Annotated in this window: 11 protein-coding genes; all 11 read right to left on the reverse strand. The window is 62.0% G+C overall.

The window, feature by feature from the left end; translation table 11 throughout:
* A complete protein-coding gene (gene rplW, locus PL79_RS35415; protein ID WP_004199275.1) occupies positions 1-315 on the reverse strand; it encodes a 50S ribosomal protein L23 in 315 nt (104 codons plus the stop codon).
* Positions 312-932, reverse strand: a complete 621-nt coding sequence (gene rplD / locus PL79_RS35420) for a 50S ribosomal protein L4 (RefSeq protein ID WP_006477192.1) — start codon at positions 930-932, stop codon at positions 312-314. Before rplD ends, rplW begins: the two co-directional genes overlap by 4 nt.
* Positions 932-1,582, reverse strand: a complete 651-nt coding sequence (gene rplC, locus PL79_RS35425; RefSeq protein ID WP_006752926.1) for a 50S ribosomal protein L3 — start codon at positions 1,580-1,582, stop codon at positions 932-934. The genes rplD and rplC overlap by 1 nt, the downstream gene beginning before the upstream one ends.
* 178 nt (positions 1,583-1,760) lie before the next feature.
* Positions 1,761-2,072, reverse strand: a complete 312-nt coding sequence (gene rpsJ, locus PL79_RS35430; RefSeq protein WP_004199280.1) for a 30S ribosomal protein S10 — start codon at positions 2,070-2,072, stop codon at positions 1,761-1,763.
* A 285-nt stretch (positions 2,073-2,357) separates the two neighbouring features.
* Positions 2,358-3,548: an elongation factor Tu gene (gene tuf, locus PL79_RS35435; protein WP_011350666.1), complete on the reverse strand. Its 1,191-nt coding sequence runs from the start codon at positions 3,546-3,548 to the stop codon at positions 2,358-2,360.
* A 41-nt stretch (positions 3,549-3,589) separates the two neighbouring features.
* Positions 3,590-5,692, reverse strand: coding sequence for an elongation factor G (gene fusA, locus PL79_RS35440; RefSeq protein ID WP_044849034.1), 2,103 nt, complete (start codon positions 5,690-5,692; stop codon positions 3,590-3,592).
* Positions 5,693-5,815: 123 nt separating this feature from the next.
* Positions 5,816-6,286, reverse strand: coding sequence for a 30S ribosomal protein S7 (gene rpsG / locus PL79_RS35445; RefSeq protein ID WP_006477195.1), 471 nt, complete (start codon positions 6,284-6,286; stop codon positions 5,816-5,818).
* Positions 6,287-6,458: 172 nt separating this feature from the next.
* Positions 6,459-6,839, reverse strand: coding sequence for a 30S ribosomal protein S12 (gene rpsL, locus PL79_RS35450; RefSeq protein WP_006400662.1), 381 nt, complete (start codon positions 6,837-6,839; stop codon positions 6,459-6,461).
* 227 nt (positions 6,840-7,066) lie between these two features.
* Positions 7,067-8,914, reverse strand: a complete 1,848-nt coding sequence (gene recQ, locus PL79_RS35460; RefSeq protein ID WP_044849035.1) for a DNA helicase RecQ — start codon at positions 8,912-8,914, stop codon at positions 7,067-7,069.
* A 241-nt stretch (positions 8,915-9,155) separates the two neighbouring features.
* Positions 9,156-13,397, reverse strand: a complete 4,242-nt coding sequence (gene rpoC, locus PL79_RS35465) for a DNA-directed RNA polymerase subunit beta' (RefSeq protein WP_044849036.1) — start codon at positions 13,395-13,397, stop codon at positions 9,156-9,158.
* A 21-nt stretch (positions 13,398-13,418) separates the two neighbouring features.
* Positions 13,419-17,525, reverse strand: coding sequence for a DNA-directed RNA polymerase subunit beta (gene rpoB / locus PL79_RS35470; RefSeq protein ID WP_044849037.1), 4,107 nt, complete (start codon positions 17,523-17,525; stop codon positions 13,419-13,421).
* Between the last annotated feature and the right edge of the window lie 107 nt (positions 17,526-17,632).

Here is a 17,632-nt window from a genome sequence, read left to right on the forward strand (position 1 = left end):
TTACTTGGCCTCCGCTTCAAAGTTGATTTCCTGGCCGGGCTTCAGGCAAACGTACGCCTTCTTCACGTCCTTGCGGCGGCCCATCGAACGGCCGAAGCGCTTTTGCTTGCCCTTCTGAACCAGCACGTTGACCGAATCAACTTCAACCTTGAACAGCAGCTCGACAGCCGCCTTCACTTCCTGCTTCGTGGCATCCGGTGCGACTTCGAACACGACTTGCTCGTTCTTGTCGGCAACCAGCGTCGCCTTTTCCGAGATCACCGGTGCGAGCAGGACCTGCATCAAACGATGATCGTTCTTGCGAATCTCGCTCATGACAGCAACTCCTCGATCTGGGCGACCGCAGCCTTCGTGACCAGCACTTTCTTGAAGTAGATCAGCGACAGCGGGTCAGCGTAGCGCGGCTCGACAATCGCCACGTGCGGCAGGTTGCGCGAAGCCAGGTACAGGTTCTCGTCGACCGTGTCCGTGATGATCAGAACGGAGTCGAGACCCATGGTCTTGAATTTGTCAGCCAGCAGCTTGGTCTTCGGCGCTTCGAGGATGATGTCCTCGACGACCGACAGACGGCCTTCGCGGGCCAGCTGCGAGAAGATCGAGCAGAGACCTGCGCGATGCATCTTCTTGTTGACCTTGTGCGAGAAGTTTTCTTCCGGCGAGTTCGGGAAGATGCGACCACCGCCACGCCACAACGGGCTCGACGACATACCGGCACGAGCGCGGCCCGTACCCTTCTGACGCCACGGCTTCTTGGTGGTGTGCTTGACTTGCTCGCGGTCCTTCTGTGCGCGGTTACCCTGGCGAGCATTCGCCTGGTACGCGACGACGACCTGGTGGATCAGCGCTTCGTTGTAGTCACGACCGAACACGACGTCCGACGCGTTGACCACTGCACCTTCCTGACCATTTTCGTTCAGGAGCTTGAGTTCCATTATTTCGCCCCCTTGGTCTTGACGGCCGGCGTCACGAAAACCTTGCCGCCCTTCGCGCCCGGAATCGCACCCTTGACGAGCAGCAGCTTGCGCTCTGCGTCGATACGAGCGATTTCGAGGTTCTGCACCGTCACCGTAACGTCACCGAGGTGACCCGTCATGCGCTTACCCGGGAAAACGCGACCCGGATCCTGCGCCATACCGATCGAGCCCGGCACGTTGTGCGAGCGCGAGTTACCGTGGGTAGCACGGCCGGAGGAGAAGTTGTAACGCTTGATCGTACCGGCGTAGCCCTTACCGATCGACACGCCTTGCACGTCGACCTTCTGGCCTACTTCGAAAAGATCAGCACCGACCACGGCGCCATTCGACAGCTCAGCTGCCTTGGCCGCGTCAATGCGGAATTCCTTGAGGATTTCACCGGCTTCGACACCGGCTTTGGCGAGATGACCTGCCAGCGGCTTCGTCACGCGCGATGCGCGGCGGGAGCCGAATGCAACCTGCACGGCCGTGTAGCCGTCGGTTTCAACAGTCTTGATCTGCGTCACGCGGTTGTCCGACACGTCCAGCACGGTGACGGGAATCGAATCCCCTTCAGCCGTGAAGATACGGGTCATGCCAACCTTGCGACCTACGAGTCCAAGGCTCATCATTTTCTCCATTCCCGACTGCGATTGGTCGGGGCTGATTTACAAAATGCCGGGCACGCAAGGCCCAACTTTTTTACGCGAATACGCGAAAAGCCAAGCAGTATAGCCCGACTTCTCGATTTCCGCAAGCAATACAAAGACTTAGCACCGCCCGGCACGCCGGGAGGCGCCGAAAGCCTTACTGCAGCTTGATTTCCACGTCGACGCCAGCCGGCAGGTCGAGCTTCATCAGCGCGTCAACCGTCTTGTCGGTCGGATCGACGATGTCCATCAGGCGCTGGTGGGTACGGATTTCGAGCTGATCGCGCGACGTCTTGTTGACGTGCGGCGAACGCAGGATGTCAAAACGCTGGATGCGCGTCGGCAGCGGCACCGGGCCACGGACGATTGCGCCAGTCCGCTTCGCGGTATCGACGATCTCGGCAGCCGATTGATCGATCAGACGATAGTCGAAAGCCTTCAGGCGAATGCGGATTTTCTGTTGCTGCATGACGATTCCTTGAAAAGAGCGAGGCGATGTTGCATCGCCGGACACTAAAAGAACGCGAAACCTGTTGCCTGCGGGGAGCGAGGCGCCCGGTCCCGAACGGTACTTCCACTGCTAAGCCCGCGATTCTACACGAAAAATCGAAGCGGTGGTGTGCGTCTGTCAATACGGCAACGCGCACGCCACAAAGAAAAACCGGGTGCCAGATCGAACTGGACACCCGGTTTCGACGGTACGACTGCCTACCGTGGAATCGCGGACCCCGGAGGGATCCGCGGATCGTCGATATTACTCGATGATCTTGGCGACGACGCCGGCGCCGACGGTACGGCCGCCTTCGCGGATTGCGAAGCGCAGACCTTCTTCCATCGCGATCGGAGCGATCAGCTTCACCGTGATCGACACGTTGTCGCCCGGCATCACCATTTCCTTGTCCTTCGGCAGCTCGATCGAGCCCGTCACGTCCGTCGTACGGAAGTAGAACTGCGGACGGTAGTTGTTGAAGAACGGCGTGTGACGGCCGCCTTCGTCCTTGCTCAGCACGTACACTTCAGCCGTGAAGTGCGTGTGCGGCGTGATCGAACCCGGCTTCGCCAGAACCTGGCCACGCTCCACGTCTTCACGCTTCGTGCCGCGCAGCAGGATACCGACGTTGTCGCCTGCCTGACCTTGGTCCAGCAGCTTGCGGAACATTTCAACGCCCGTGCAGGTCGTCTTCACCGTCGGCTTGATACCGACGATTTCGATTTCTTCGCCGACCTTCACGATGCCGCGTTCGACACGACCCGTCACCACCGTACCACGGCCCGAGATCGAGAACACGTCTTCCACCGGCATCAGGAACGCGCCGTCAACTGCACGCTCCGGCGTCGGGATGTACGTGTCCAGCGCATCTGCCAGGCTCATGATCGCCACTTCGCCCAGCTCGCCCGTGTCGCCTTCCAGCGCCAGCTTGGCCGAACCCTTCACGATCGGCGTGTCGTCGCCCGGGAAGTCGTACTTCGACAGGAGCTCGCGAACTTCCATCTCGACCAGCTCGAGCAGTTCAGCGTCGTCCACCATGTCGCACTTGTTCAGGAACACGATGATGTACGGAACGCCAACCTGACGTGCCAGCAGGATGTGCTCACGCGTCTGCGGCATCGGGCCGTCTGCTGCCGAGCAAACCAGGATCGCGCCGTCCATCTGTGCCGCGCCCGTGATCATGTTCTTCACATAGTCAGCGTGGCCCGGGCAGTCGACGTGTGCGTAGTGGCGGTTAGCCGTTTCGTACTCGACGTGTGCCGTGTTGATCGTGATGCCGCGCGCCTTTTCTTCCGGTGCCGCGTCGATCTGGTCGTAAGCCTTCGCTTCGCCGCCGAACTTCTTCGTCAGCACCGTCGTGATCGCTGCCGTCAGCGTCGTCTTGCCGTGGTCAACGTGACCAATCGTACCAACGTTGACGTGCGGCTTGGTCCGCTCAAATTTACCTTTTGCCATGATTCTCTTCTTTCAAAAAATATCGGTTGGTAGCTGCAGATTTACTTCGACTTCGCGCTGATGATCGCTTCAGCAACGTTGCGCGGAGCTTCAGCGTAGTGCTTGAACTCCATCGTGTACGTTGCACGACCTTGCGTCAGCGAACGCAGCGACGTCGAGTAACCGAACATTTCCGACAGCGGCACTTCGGCGCGAACGATCTTGCCGCCGCCAACCATGTCTTCCATGCCCTGGACGATGCCGCGACGGCCCGACAGGTCGCCCATCACGTTGCCCATGTAGTCTTCCGGCGTCTCGACTTCGACAGCCATCATCGGCTCGAGGACGACCGGGTTCGCCTTGCGCATCGCTTCCTTGAACGCCATCGAACCGGCCATGCGGAACGCGTTTTCGTTCGAGTCAACGTCGTGGTACGAACCGAACGTCAGGTGAACCTTCACGTCGACGACCGGGAAGCCAGCCAGCACGCCCGACTTCAGCGTGTCCTGGATACCCTTGTCGACCGCCGGGATGTATTCACGCGGAATCACACCACCCTTGATCTCGTCGAAGAACTCGTAGCCCTTGCCTTGTTCGTTCGGCTCGAGCGTAATGACCGCGTGACCGTACTGGCCGCGACCACCCGACTGCTTGACGAACTTGCCGTCGACGTCCTTCGCCGTCGAACGGATCGTTTCGCGGTATGCAACCTGCGGCTTGCCGACGGTCGCTTCCACGCCGAATTCACGCTTCATCCGGTCGACCAGAATTTCGAGGTGGAGCTCGCCCATGCCCGAAATGATGGTCTGGCCCGACTCTTCGTCGGTCTGCACGCGGAACGACGGATCTTCCTGCGCCAGACGGTTCAGCGCGAGGCCCATCTTTTCCTGGTCAGCCTTGGTCTTCGGCTCGACAGCCTGCGAAATCACCGGCTCCGGGAACACCATGCGTTCGAGAACGATCGGGTTCGCCGGGTCGCACAGCGTGTCGCCCGTGGTCGCTTCCTTCAGGCCGACTGCAGCAGCGATGTCGCCTGCACGGACTTCCTTGATTTCTTCACGCTGGTTCGCGTGCATCTGCAGAATCCGGCCGAGGCGTTCCTTCTTGCCCTTGGTCGAGTTCAGCAGCGTGTCGCCCGAATTGACGACGCCCGAGTACACACGGAAGAAGATCAGCTGGCCGACGAACGGGTCGGTCATGATCTTGAACGCGAGCGACGAGAACTTCTCTTCGTCCGACGCCTTGCGCTCTGCTTCTTCACCGTTTTCGAGCTCGCCCTTGACCGGCGGGATGTCGACCGGCGACGGCAGGAAGTCGATCACGGCGTCGAGCATACGCTGCACGCCCTTGTTCTTGAACGCGGTACCGCACAGCATCGGCTGGATTTCGCACGCGATCGTACGGTCGCGCAGCGCCTTGACGATGTCGGCTTCCGGCAGATCGCCTTCTTCCAGGTACTTGTTCATCAGGTCTTCGCTGGCTTCAGCAGCCACTTCGACCATCTTTTCGCGCCATTCCTTGCAGGTCTCGGCGAGCTCGGCCGGGATGTCGACGTAGTCGAACTTCGTGCCTTGCGACGCTTCGTCCCAAATGATCGCCTTCATCTTGATCAGGTCGACCACGCCCTTGAAGTTTTCTTCCGAGCCGATCGGCACCACGACCGGAACCGGGTTCGCCTTCAGGCGCAGACGGAGCTGGTCGTAGACCTTGAAGAAGTTCGCGCCGGTACGGTCCATCTTGTTGACGAACGCGAGACGGGGCACCTTGTACTTGTTAGCCTGGCGCCACACCGTTTCCGACTGCGGCTGCACGCCGCCCACTGCGCAGTACACCATGCACGCGCCGTCGAGCACGCGCATCGAACGCTCCACTTCGATCGTGAAGTCGACGTGGCCCGGGGTGTCGATGATGTTGATGCGGTGTTCCGGATAGTTGCCGCCCATGCCCTTCCAGAAGGCCGTGGTAGCAGCGGACGTGATCGTGATGCCACGCTCCTGTTCCTGCTCCATCCAGTCCATCGTTGCTGCGCCGTCGTGGACTTCACCGATCTTGTGGTTCACACCGGTGTAAAACAGAATGCGCTCGGTCGTCGTCGTTTTGCCGGCGTCGATGTGAGCGCTAATACCGATATTGCGGTAGCGCTCGATAGGAGTCTTGCGAGCCACTTTGATCCTCTACTGGGATGACATGATGCAGCCCAGCTGCATCATGCTTCAACACAAACGGGCGAGGCGCCTGAAAAGCGCACCCGCCCGGAATTTATTTCCGCAAACAGCCCAGCCAGGCGCTTAGAAACGGAAATGCGAGAACGCGCGGTTGGCTTCTGCCATGCGGTGAACTTCATCGCGCTTCTTCATCGCGCCGCCACGGCCTTCGGCCGCTTCGGAGAGTTCACCTGCCAGGCGCAGAGCCATCGACTTCTCGCTGCGCTTCTTCGCAGCCTCACGCAGCCAGCGCATCGCCAATGCCATACGACGCGACGGGCGCACTTCGACCGGAACTTGATAGTTGGCACCACCAACGCGGCGGCTCTTCACTTCGACCACCGGCTTCACGTTGTTGAGCGCAACCGTGAACACTTCCAGCGGGTCCTTGCCACCCTTGGTCTGGATTTGTTCGAATGCGCCATAAACGATGCGCTCTGCAACCGACTTCTTGCCGGACAGCATCAGCATGTTCATGAACTTGGCAACATCAACGTTGCCGAACTTCGGATCCGGCAACACTTCCCGCTTGGGGACTTCGCGACGACGCGGCATGATTCTTCCTTTACTTGTTCAGTTGGAGCTGGTTCCAGCTCCGCGGCCACCAACAAACCCGATCACATCTTCACGACTAACCAGCTTGGCCGGGTGACCACTTACTCGACAGCACCGGCAATCCGGCACTCCCGCCTTGACCGCCCTGCGGCGATCCCTGATCAAAAACTGCTTACTTGGCAGCCTTTGCACGCTTCGCGCCGTACTTCGAGCGCGCTTGCTTACGGTCCTTGACGCCCTGGGTATCCAGCGAGCCGCGAACCATGTGGTAACGCACACCCGGCAAGTCCTTCACACGGCCGCCGCGGATCAGCACAACCGAGTGTTCCTGCAGGTTGTGGCCTTCACCGCCGATGTACGAAATCACTTCGAAGCCGTTCGTCAGACGAACCTTGGCGACCTTACGGAGTGCCGAGTTCGGCTTCTTCGGCGTCGTCGTGTACACACGGGTGCACACGCCGCGACGCTGGGGGCAGTCCTGCAGGGCCGGGCTCTTGCTCTTCGTCGTTTCCGACTGACGGCCTTTGCGAACCAGTTGGTTGATGGTTGGCATTGTTTATTCCTGAAATTGAACAAAATCTGCACATCGATTTCGGGCAAAGCGAGAATCGACGCACAGTTGACTTCCGAACCGGCGAATCGGGTGCGAGCTTTCGAACGCGACACGGCCCACCGAATACCGGAACCCAGCATGATATTCCGGAAATGCCAACTAAGTCAACGGCTTGCGTGATTTGCCAGCCGCGCGGGCGGTTTACCGGAAGGGTCGGAACACCTGTGTCACGCCGATTCGACGACGTCGATGATCTCGTCGCCGAAGCGTTCGAGCTTGCGCACGCCCATGCCGGGGATATGGCGCAGGTCGTCGATCGTCTCCGGCGCGTTGCGCGCGATTTCGGCCAGCGTCGCATCGTGGAAGATCACGTAGGCCGGCACGCCGTCGGACTTCGCGGTTTCCGCGCGCCACGCGCGCAGCGCGTCCCAGCGTGCGCGCTCGCGCGTGCCCATGCCGGCCGTCGGGTCGACGCGCGTGCCGCTGCGGCTCGACGACTGGCGCGTGCGCTGCGGCTTCACGTAGCGGCGCAGCGTGACCTTCTCCTCGTTCTTCAGCACCGGCTTCGCGGCCTCGGTCAGCATCAGCGCGCCGAAGCCGCCATGGTCGACCGCGAGATAGCCGTACGCGACGAGTTGCCGGAAAATCGCGCGCCACTCGGGTTCGGAGAGCGATGCGCCGATCCCGAACGTGCTGAGCTGGTCGTGGCCGCGCTGCAACACTTTCTCCGTGCGGCCGCCGCGCAGGATCTCGATCAGATGGCTCGAGCCGAAATTGAAGCCGCTCGCGCGCTGCGCGCGGAATACGCATGACAGCGCCATCTGCGCCTCGCGCGTCGCGTCCCATGAATCGGGCGGTTCGAGGCACGTGTCGCAGTTGCCGCACGGCTGGCTCGCCTCGCCGAAATAGTTGAGGAGCCGCACGCGCCGGCACGAGATCGTCTCGCACAACCCGAGCAACGCGTCGAGCTTCGACGTCTGCACGCGCTTGTGCGCGTCGTCCGCATCGGACTCGTCGATCATCTTGCGCTGCTGGACGACGTCGCCGAGCCCATACGCCATCCACGCGTTCGCCGGCATCCCGTCGCGGCCCGCACGGCCGGTTTCCTGGTAGTAGCCCTCGACGCTCTTCGGCAAATCGAGGTGCGCGACAAAGCGCACATCCGGCTTGTCGATGCCCATGCCGAACGCGATCGTCGCGCACATCACGATGCCTTCCTCGCGCTGGAACATTTCCTGGTGCTTCTGCCGTACCTCGAACTCCATCCCCGCGTGATACGGCAGCGCGCGCACACCCTGAGCCTTCAGCCATTCGGCCGTTTCCTCGACCTTGCGGCGCGACAGGCAGTAGACGACGCCCGCGTCGGTCGTGCCGTCCGCGTTCGTGTGTTCCGCGCGGATGAAATCGAGCAGCTGCGAACGCGCGTTGTCTTTCTCGACGATCCGGTAACGGATGTTCGGGCGATCGAAGCTCGACACGAACACGCGCGCGTCGTCGAGCGCGAGGCGATGGATGATCTCGTCGCGCGTGATCGCGTCGGCGGTGGCCGTCAGCGCGATGCGCGGCACCGACGGGAAGCGTTCGTGCAGCACCGACAGCTGGATGTATTCGGGACGGAAGTCATGCCCCCACTGCGACACGCAGTGCGCCTCGTCGATCGCGAACAGGCCGATCTTCGCGCGCTCGAGCAGGTCGAGGAAGCGGCCCGTCATCAGCCGCTCGGGCGCGACGTACAGCAGGTCGATCTCGCCCTCGCGCAACGCGCGCTCGGTCGCCGCGGCCTCGGCGCCCGACAGTGTCGAGTTCAGGTAGGCCGCGCGCACGCCGACTTCGCTCAGCGCGGCGACCTGGTCCTGCATCAGCGCGATCAGCGGCGACACCACGATGCCCGCGCCCTGCCCGGCCTCGCGGCGCAGCAGCGCCGGGATCTGGTAGCACAGCGACTTGCCGCCGCCCGTCGGCATCAGCACGAGGCAATCGCCGCCGCCGGCGACGTGTTCGACGATCTCGCCCTGCTGGCCGCGAAAGGCGGAATAACCAAAAACTTCGTCGAGGATTTCGAGGGCGCGGGACATGAGTGAGAACGAGGACGGCGGAAGGATGACCGCAATTTTAACAACCCGCTCGCGCAGCGCGCGGCGAATCGTGCAACGTTGGCCGATCGGACAGGGTTCGAGCGCGCGCATGACGGGCCTGCGCGACCGTGCGGCAAGCCCGTCATGCACGTGAACGACGGATAAAAAAAACCGCCCGGCGGACCGGGCGGTTTCGATGACAGCGAATACGGCAGCGTGAGGCGGCTCGCGCCGCCCGCGCTTATTCGGCTGCCGGGTGTTGCGGCTCTTCCGCCGGTGCGCTCGGCGTACCGAAGTCGAATGCCTCTTCCGCTGCGATCTGGTCGAAACGCTCGCGGTCGGACATCTCCTTCGCCTTGCGTGCCTTGTGGAACGCGAGACCCGTACCGGCCGGGATCAGACGGCCGACGATCACGTTTTCCTTCAGGCCGCGCAGATCGTCGCGCTTGCCCATGATCGCCGCTTCGGTCAGCACGCGGGTCGTTTCCTGGAACGATGCCGCGGAGATGAACGAGTCGGTCGACAGCGACGCCTTCGTGATACCGAGGAGCACGTTGTCGTACGAAGCCGGGCGCTTGCCCTCGGCGATCATGCGATCGTTCTCGTCCAGCATGTCGGAACGCTCGACCTGTTCGCCCGGGATGAAGCGCGTATCGCCGTTGTCGGTGATCTGCACACGACGCAGCATCTGGCGAACGATCACCTCGATGTGCTTGTCGTTGATCTTCACGCCCTGCAGACGATACACGTCCTGCACTTCGTCGACGATGTAGCGCGACAGCGCCTCGATACCCTGCAGACGCAGGATGTCGTGCGGATCGGCCGGGCCGTCCACGATCATTTCGCCCTTGTTGACGACCTGAGCATCGTGGACCAGGACCTGCTTTTCCTTCGCGATCAGGAACTCGTGCTGATTGCCTTCGAGGTCCGTGATGACGAGACGCTGCTTGCCCTTCGTGTCCTTGCCGAACGACGTCGTACCGGTGACTTCCGCGAGAATGCCGGCGTCCTTCGGCGAACGCGCTTCGAACAGTTCCGCCACCCGCGGCAGACCGCCGGTAATGTCACGCGTCTTCTGCGCTTCGGTCGGGATACGTGCAAGCACTTCACCCACCTGCACTTGCTGGCCGTCCTTCACGGTGATCAGTGCGCCGACCTGGAAGCCGATCTGCACTGCGTGCTCCGTGCCCGGGATCTTCACTTCGTCGCCGTTCGCGTCGAGCAGTTTCACCTGCGGACGCACGCTCTTCGAAGCTTGCGAACCACGACGCTTCACGTCGATCACGACCAGCGTCGACAGGCCGGTCACGTCGTCGATCTGCTTCGCGACGGTCACGCCTTCCTCGACGTTCTCGAACTTCACCGTACCACCGTACTCGGTGATGATCGGACGCGTCATCGGGTCCCACGTCGCCAGCTGCGTGCCGGCCTTGATCGTCGCGCCGTCGAGTTGCAGCAGCGTCGCGCCGTACGGCACTTTGTGACGCTCGCGCTCGCGACCGAAATCGTCGGTGATCAGCGCCTCGCCCGAACGCGAAATGACGATCTGCTCGCCCTTCGCGTTGGTGACGTAACGCATCGTCGCCGTGAAGCGCACGATACCGTTGCTCTTCGCTTCGACCGACGACGCCACTGCCGCACGCGATGCCGCACCACCGATGTGGAACGTACGCATCGTCAGCTGCGTGCCCGGCTCACCGATCGACTGTGCCGCGATCACGCCGACTGCTTCGCCGACGTTCACGAGCGAGCCGCGGCCGAGGTCACGGCCGTAGCAGGCCGCGCACAGACCGTAGCGCGTTTCGCAGGTCAGCGGCGTGCGCACGCGCACTTCGTCGATGCCGAGGCGTTCGATTTCCTCGACCGCCGTTTCATCGAGCAGCGTGCCCGATTCGTACAGCGTTTCCTGCGTTTCCGGGTTCACGACGTCCGCGACCGCGACGCGGCCGAGGATACGGTCGCGCAGCGCTTCGACGACTTCACCGCCTTCGACCAGCGCCTTCATCGCGACGCCGTTCGACGTGCCGCAATCGTCCTCGACCACCACCAGATCCTGCGTGACGTCGACGAGACGACGCGTCAGGTAACCCGAGTTCGCGGTCTTCAGTGCCGTATCAGCCAGACCCTTACGTGCACCGTGGGTCGAGATGAAGTACTGCAACACGTTCAGGCCTTCGCGGAAGTTCGCGGTAATCGGCGTCTCGATAATCGAGCCGTCCGGCTTCGCCATCAGGCCTCGCATACCGGCCAGCTGACGAATCTGCACCGCCGAACCCCGGGCGCCCGAGTCGGCCATCATGTAGATCGAGTTGAACGACTCCTGGCGCGTCTCGTTGCCGTCGCGGTCCGTCACCGGCTCCGTCGACAGCTGCTCCATCATCGCCTTGCCGACCGCTTCCGACGTTGCCGACCAGATGTCGACCACGTTGTTGTAGCGTTCCTGCGCGGTGACGAGACCCGACATGTACTGGCGGTCGTACTCCTTCACCTTCTTCGCGGCGTCGCCGACGATCGTTTCCTTCTGCGGCGGCACGAGCATGTCGTCCACGCAGATCGAAATGCCGGCACGCGTCGCGAGGCGGAAACCCGACTGCATCAGCTGGTCGGCGAACACGACCGTCGCACGCAGACCGCACTTGCGGAATGCGGTGTTGATCAGGCGCGAGATTTCCTTCTTCTTCAGCGGCTTGTTCAGCACCGAGAACGGCAGGCCGTGCGGCAGGATCTCCGACAGGATCGCGCGACCGACGGTCGTCGCGTACAGCGAGATCTTCGGCACGAATTCCGGCGCGCCTTCCGACGTGTCCTCGTTGCGGACCATTTCGGTGATCCGCACGTTGACGCGCGAGGCCAGCTCGACTTCCTTGTTCTCGTACGCGCGGATCACTTCCGACACGCCGGTGAACGACAGGCCTTCGCCCTTGCCGTTGATCGCTTCGCGGGTCGCGTAGTACAGACCCAGCACGATATCCTGCGACGGCACGATCGACGGATCGCCGTTGGCCGGGAACAGCACGTTGTTCGACGCCAGCATCAGCGTACGCGCTTCCATCTGCGCTTCGAGCGACAGCGGCACGTGAACGGCCATCTGGTCACCGTCGAAGTCGGCGTTGAACGCCGCGCAGACGAGCGGGTGCAGCTGAATTGCCTTGCCTTCGATCAGCACCGGCTCGAACGCCTGGATACCGAGACGGTGCAGCGTCGGCGCACGGTTCAGCATCACCGGGTGCTCGCGGATCACCTCTTCGAGGATGTCCCACACCACCGGCGTCTGGTTCTCGACTTCCTTCTTCGCAGCCTTGATGGTCGTCGCGACGCCCATCACTTCCAGCTTGTTGAAGATGAACGGCTTGAACAGCTCGAGCGCCATCAGCTTCGGCAGACCGCACTGGTGCAGCTTCAGCGTCGGGCCGACCACGATGACCGAACGGCCCGAGTAGTCGACGCGCTTGCCCAGCAGGTTCTGACGGAAACGACCGCCCTTGCCCTTGATCATGTCGGCGAGCGACTTCAGCGGACGCTTGTTCGCGCCCGTCATCGCCTTGCCGCGACGACCGTTGTCGAGCAGCGAGTCGACGGCTTCCTGCAGCATCCGCTTTTCGTTGCGGACGATGATTTCAGGTGCCTTCAGCTCGAGCAGACGCTTCAACCGGTTGTTACGGTTGATCACGCGGCGATACAGGTCGTTCAGGTCCGACGTCGCGAAACGGCCGCCGTCCAGCGGCACGAGCGGACGCAGTTCCGGCGGCAGCACCGGCAGCACTTCGAGGATCATCCACTCGGGCTTGATGCCCGAGCGCTGGAATGCCTCGAGGACCTTCAGGCGCTTCGCGTACTTCTTGATCTTCGCTTCCGAGCCGGTGTTCTTCAGCTCGGTGCGCAGCGTCTCGACCTGCTCGTCGATGTTGATCGCACGCAGCAGTTCACGCACGCCTTCCGCGCCCATCTCGGCACGGAATTCGTCGCCGTATTCCTCGACCTTGTTGTAGTAATCCTCTTCGGTCATGATCTGCCGCGCCTTCAGCGGCGTCATGCCCGGTTCGATCACCACGTATGCTTCGAAGTACAGCACGCGTTCGATGTCGCGCAGCGTCATGTCGAGCACCATGCCCAGACGCGACGGCAGCGACTTCAGGAACCAGATGTGCGCGACCGGCGAGGCCAGCTCGATGTGGCCCATCCGTTCGCGACGCACCTTCGCCAGCGTCACTTCGACGCCGCACTTCTCGCAGATCACGCCGCGGTGCTTCAGGCGCTTGTACTTGCCGCACAGGCACTCGTAGTCCTTGATCGGCCCGAAGATCTTCGCGCAGAACAGACCATCGCGTTCCGGCTTGAACGTACGGTAGTTGATGGTCTCCGGCTTCTTCACTTCGCCGAACGACCACGAGCGGATCTTGTCCGGCGAGGCCAGACCGATCTTGATCGCGTCGAAAACTTCTTCCTGTTGGACTTGCTTGAATAGATCGAGCAGAGCTTTCATTGCCTTCTCTCCGTAGTCCGATTAATTGCGGTCGAGATCGATGTCGATACCGAGCGAGCGGATTTCCTTCACGAGCACGTTGAAGGATTCCGGCATGCCTGCATCGATCACGTGATCGCCCTTGACGAGGTTCTCGTAAACCTTCGTCCGGCCGGTCACGTCGTCCGACTTCACCGTCAGCATTTCCTGCAGCACGTAGGACGCGCCGTACGCTTCGAGTGCCCACACTTCCATTTCACCGAAACGCTGGCCACCGAACTGCGCCTTACCACCCAGCGGCTGCTGCGTGACGAGCGAGTACGGGCCGGTCGAACGTGCGTGCATCTTGTCGTCGACCAAGTGGTGCAGCTTCAGGTAGTGCATGTAGCCGAGCGTCACGCGACGTTCGAACATTTCACCCGTGCGGCCGTCGTACAGGCGGACCTGGTTCTTCGACGGGTTCATGCCGAGCTGTTCCGCGATGTCGTCCGGGAACGCGAGGTCGAGCATCTTGCCCATTTCTTCCTCGGTCGCACCGTCGAACACCGGCGTTGCAAACGGCACGCCTTCGCGCAGGTTCTTCGCGAGTTCGAGGATCTCGTCGTCGGTGAAGCTTTCCAGGTCTTCCTGGCGGCCCGACTCGTTGTAGATCTTCGTCAGGAACACGCGCAGTTCCTCGATCTTCGCCTGACGCTGCAGCATTTCGCCGATACGCCAGCCGAGGCCCTTCGCGGCCCAGCCGAGGTGCACTTCCAGAACCTGACCCACGTTCATCCGCGACGGAACGCCCAGCGGGTTCAGCACGACGTCTGCCGGACGGCCGTCGGCCATGTACGGCATGTCTTCGATCGGGACGATCTTCGACACGACACCCTTGTTACCGTGACGGCCCGCCATCTTGTCGCCAGGCTGCAGGCGACGCTTGACCGCGAGGTACACCTTGACCATCTTCAGCACGCCCGGCGGCAGTTCGTCGCCTTGCGTGAGCTTCTTGCGCTTCTCTTCGAACGCGAGGTCGAACTGGTGACGCTTCTCTTCGATCGAGTTCTTGATCGCTTCGAGCGATGCCGCTGCTTCGTCGTCCGCGAGGCGGATGTCGAACCAGTGGTAGTGGTCGAGGTCTTCCAGGTAAGCCTGGTCGATCTTCGTGCCCTTCGCGAGCTTCTTCGGACCGCCGTTCGCGACCTTGCCCACCAGCATGCGTGCGAGACGCTGGAACGCGTCGCCTTCCACGATGCGCAGCTGGTCGTTCAAGTCGAGACGGTAGCGCTTCAGTTCGTCGTCGATGATCTGTTGCGCGCGCTTGTCGCGCTGGATGCCTTCACGCGTGAACACCTGGACGTCGATCACGGTGCCGCTCATGCCCGACGGCACGCGCAGCGACGTGTCCTTCACGTCCGAAGCCTTCTCGCCGAAGATCGCGCGCAGCAGCTTCTCTTCCGGCGTCAGCTGGGTCTCGCCCTTCGGCGTGACCTTGCCGACCAGCACGTCGCCTGCTTCGACTTCAGCACCGATGTACACGATGCCCGATTCGTCGAGACGGCCGAGCTGGACTTCCGCCAGGTTCGAGATGTCGCGCGTGATTTCTTCCGGCCCGAGCTTCGTGTCGCGTGCAACGACGTTCAGCTCTTCGATGTGGATCGACGTGTAGCGATCGTCCGCAACGACCTTCTCCGAGATCAGGATCGAGTCTTCGAAGTTGTAGCCGTTCCACGGCATGAACGCGATCAGCATGTTCTGGCCGAGCGCGAGCTCGCCCAGGTCCGTCGAGGCGCCGTCGGCCAGCACGTCGCCGCGCGAGACCTTGTCGCCCATCTTCACGATCGGACGCTGGTTGATGTTCGTGTTCTGGTTCGAACGCGTGTACTTGATCAGGTTGTAGATGTCGACACCGACTTCACCCGCGACCGCTTCGTCGTCGTTCACGCGAATCACGATACGGCCTGCGTCGACGTAGTCGACGACGCCGCCGCGGAACGCCTGGACCGTCGTGCCCGAGTCGACCGCGCAGGTGCGCTCGATGCCCGTACCGACGACCGGCTTTTCCGGACGCAGACACGGCACGGCCTGACGCTGCATGTTCGAACCCATCAGCGCACGGTTCGCATCGTCGTGCTCGAGGAACGGGATCAGCGAAGCTGCAACCGACACGATCTGCGACGGCGCGACGTCCATGTACTGGATACGGTCCGGCGTGACCATCATCGTTTCGCCGGCTTCACGCGACGACACGAGTTCGTCGATCAGCGTGCCGTTTTCGTCGATCGCGGCGTTCGCCTGCGCGATCATGTAGCGGCCTTCCTCGATCGCCGACAGGTAGTCGATCTGGTCGGTCACCTTGCTGTCCACGACCTTGCGGTACGGCGTCTCGAGGAAGCCGTACTCGTTCAGGTGCGCGTACAGTGCGAGCGAGTTGATCAGACCGATGTTCGGACCTTCCGGCGTTTCGATCGGGCACACGCGGCCATAGTGGGTCGGGTGCACGTCACGCACTTCGAAGCCTGCGCGTTCGCGCGTCAGACCGCCCGGGCCCAGTGCGGAAACACGGCGCTTGTGCGTGATTTCCGACAGCGGGTTGGTCTGGTCCATGAACTGCGACAGCTGCGACGAACCGAAGAACTCGCGGATCGCCGACGAAATCGGCTTCGAGTTGATCAGGTCGTGCGGCATCAGGTTTTCGCTTTCGGCCTGGCCGAGGCGTTCCTTGACCGCGCGCTCGACACGCACGAGACCCGCGCGGAACTGGTTTTCCGCCAGTTCGCCGACGCAACGCACGCGACGGTTGCCGAGGTGGTCGATGTCGTCCACTTCGCCCTTGCCGTTGCGCAGCTCGACGAGGATCTTGATCGTCGCGAGGATGTCGTCGTCCTGCAGCGTCATCGGGCCGACGATCTCGTCGCGGCCGACGCGGCGGTTGAACTTCATGCGGCCGACCTTCGACAGGTCGTACGCTTCTTCGCTGTAGAACAGACGGTTGAACAGCGCCTCGACCGCTTCTTCGGTCGGCGGCTCGCCCGGACGCATCATGCGGTAGATCGCGATGCGCGCGGCCGTCTTGTCGGTCGTTTCGTCGACACGCAGCGTCGACGAGATGTACGGACCCTGGTCCAGATCGTTCGTGTAGAGCGTCTGGATGTCCTTGATGTCCGCTTCGCGCAGCTTCTCGAGCACGCTTTCCGTGACTTCGTCGTTCGCGCTCGCGATCACTTCGCCGGTGTCGCCGTCGACGACGTTCTTCGCCAGCACGCGGCCGAGCAGATAGTCTTCCGGCACCGAGATGAACTTGGTCTTCGCGGCTTCGAGGTCGCGAATGTGCTTCGCGTTGATCCGCTTGTCCTTCTGGACGATGACCTTGCCATCACGATCCGTGATGTCGAAGCGCGCGACTTCACCACGCAGGCGCTCGGGCACGAACTCGAGTTGCGCGCCTTCGCCCATCAGCGTGAAGTTGTCGAACACGAAGAAGTTCGCGAGGATCTGTTCCGGCGTCAGGCCGATGGCCTTCAGCAGGATCGTGACCGGCATCTTGCGGCGACGGTCGACGCGGAAGTACAGGATGTCCTTCGGATCGAATTCGAAGTCGAGCCACGAGCCGCGGTACGGAATGATCCGTGCCGAGAACAGCAGCTTGCCCGAGCTGTGCGTCTTGCCCTTGTCGTGTTCGAAGAACACGCCCGGCGAACGGTGCAGCTGCGAGACGATGACACGCTCGGTGCCGTTGATGACGAACGAGCCCGTCGGCGTCATGAGCGGAATTTCGCCCATGTACACTTCCTGCTCCTTCACTTCCTTGACGACCGGCTTGTTCGGCGATTCCTTGTCGAGGATGACGAGGCGGACCTTCGCGCGCAGCGCGGAGCAGTACGTCAGGCCACGCTGCTGGCATTCCTTGATGTTGAATGCCGGCGCGGACAACGCATAGCTCACGAACTCGAGGCGCGCGAAGCCGTTGTGCGAAACAATGGGAAATACCGATGTGAAGGCGGCCTGCAAACCTTCAGGCTTGCGTTGCGCGCCAGGCACATCGGCTTGCAGAAACGTGCTGAATGATTCAAGCTGGGTGGCCAGCAAGAACGGAACTTGGTGAACGATGGGGCGCTTCGCGAAACTCTTGCGAATGCGCTTCTTCTCGGTGAAGGAATATTGCATACGATCTCCGAATCACGGCGGGTGCTGTCGAGGCGGGATACCTGGACGTTTCAAACCCGAGTGTTCACCGACTGAGACCCGATGGCCGCCCGATGGCTTGAACGAGC

The sequence above is a fragment of the Burkholderia sp. USMB20 genome, assembly GCF_000949135.2.
In the GTDB taxonomy this organism is placed as follows: Bacteria; Pseudomonadota; Gammaproteobacteria; order Burkholderiales; family Burkholderiaceae; genus Burkholderia.

Excerpts from the sequence above, each read along its gene's own strand:
- rpsJ (WP_004199280.1), bottom strand. The coding sequence starts at position 2,072 with ATGCAGCAACAGAAAATCCGCATTCGCCTGAAGGCTTTCGACTATCGT.
- rplD (WP_006477192.1), bottom strand. The coding sequence starts at position 932 with ATGGAACTCAAGCTCCTGAACGAAAATGGTCAGGAAGGTGCAGTGGTC.
- rplW (WP_004199275.1), bottom strand. The coding sequence starts at position 315 with ATGAGCGAGATTCGCAAGAACGATCATCGTTTGATGCAGGTCCTGCTC.
- rpoB (WP_044849037.1), bottom strand. The coding sequence starts at position 17,525 with ATGCAATATTCCTTCACCGAGAAGAAGCGCATTCGCAAGAGTTTCGCG.
- rplC (WP_006752926.1), bottom strand. The coding sequence starts at position 1,582 with ATGAGCCTTGGACTCGTAGGTCGCAAGGTTGGCATGACCCGTATCTTC.
- recQ (WP_044849035.1), bottom strand. The coding sequence starts at position 8,914 with ATGTCCCGCGCCCTCGAAATCCTCGACGAAGTTTTTGGTTATTCCGCC.
- rpsL (WP_006400662.1), bottom strand. The coding sequence starts at position 6,839 with ATGCCAACCATCAACCAACTGGTTCGCAAAGGCCGTCAGTCGGAAACG.
- rpoC (WP_044849036.1), bottom strand. The coding sequence starts at position 13,397 with ATGAAAGCTCTGCTCGATCTATTCAAGCAAGTCCAACAGGAAGAAGTT.
- rpsG (WP_006477195.1), bottom strand. The coding sequence starts at position 6,286 with ATGCCGCGTCGTCGCGAAGTCCCCAAGCGGGAAGTGTTGCCGGATCCG.
- tuf (WP_011350666.1), bottom strand. The coding sequence starts at position 3,548 with ATGGCAAAAGGTAAATTTGAGCGGACCAAGCCGCACGTCAACGTTGGT.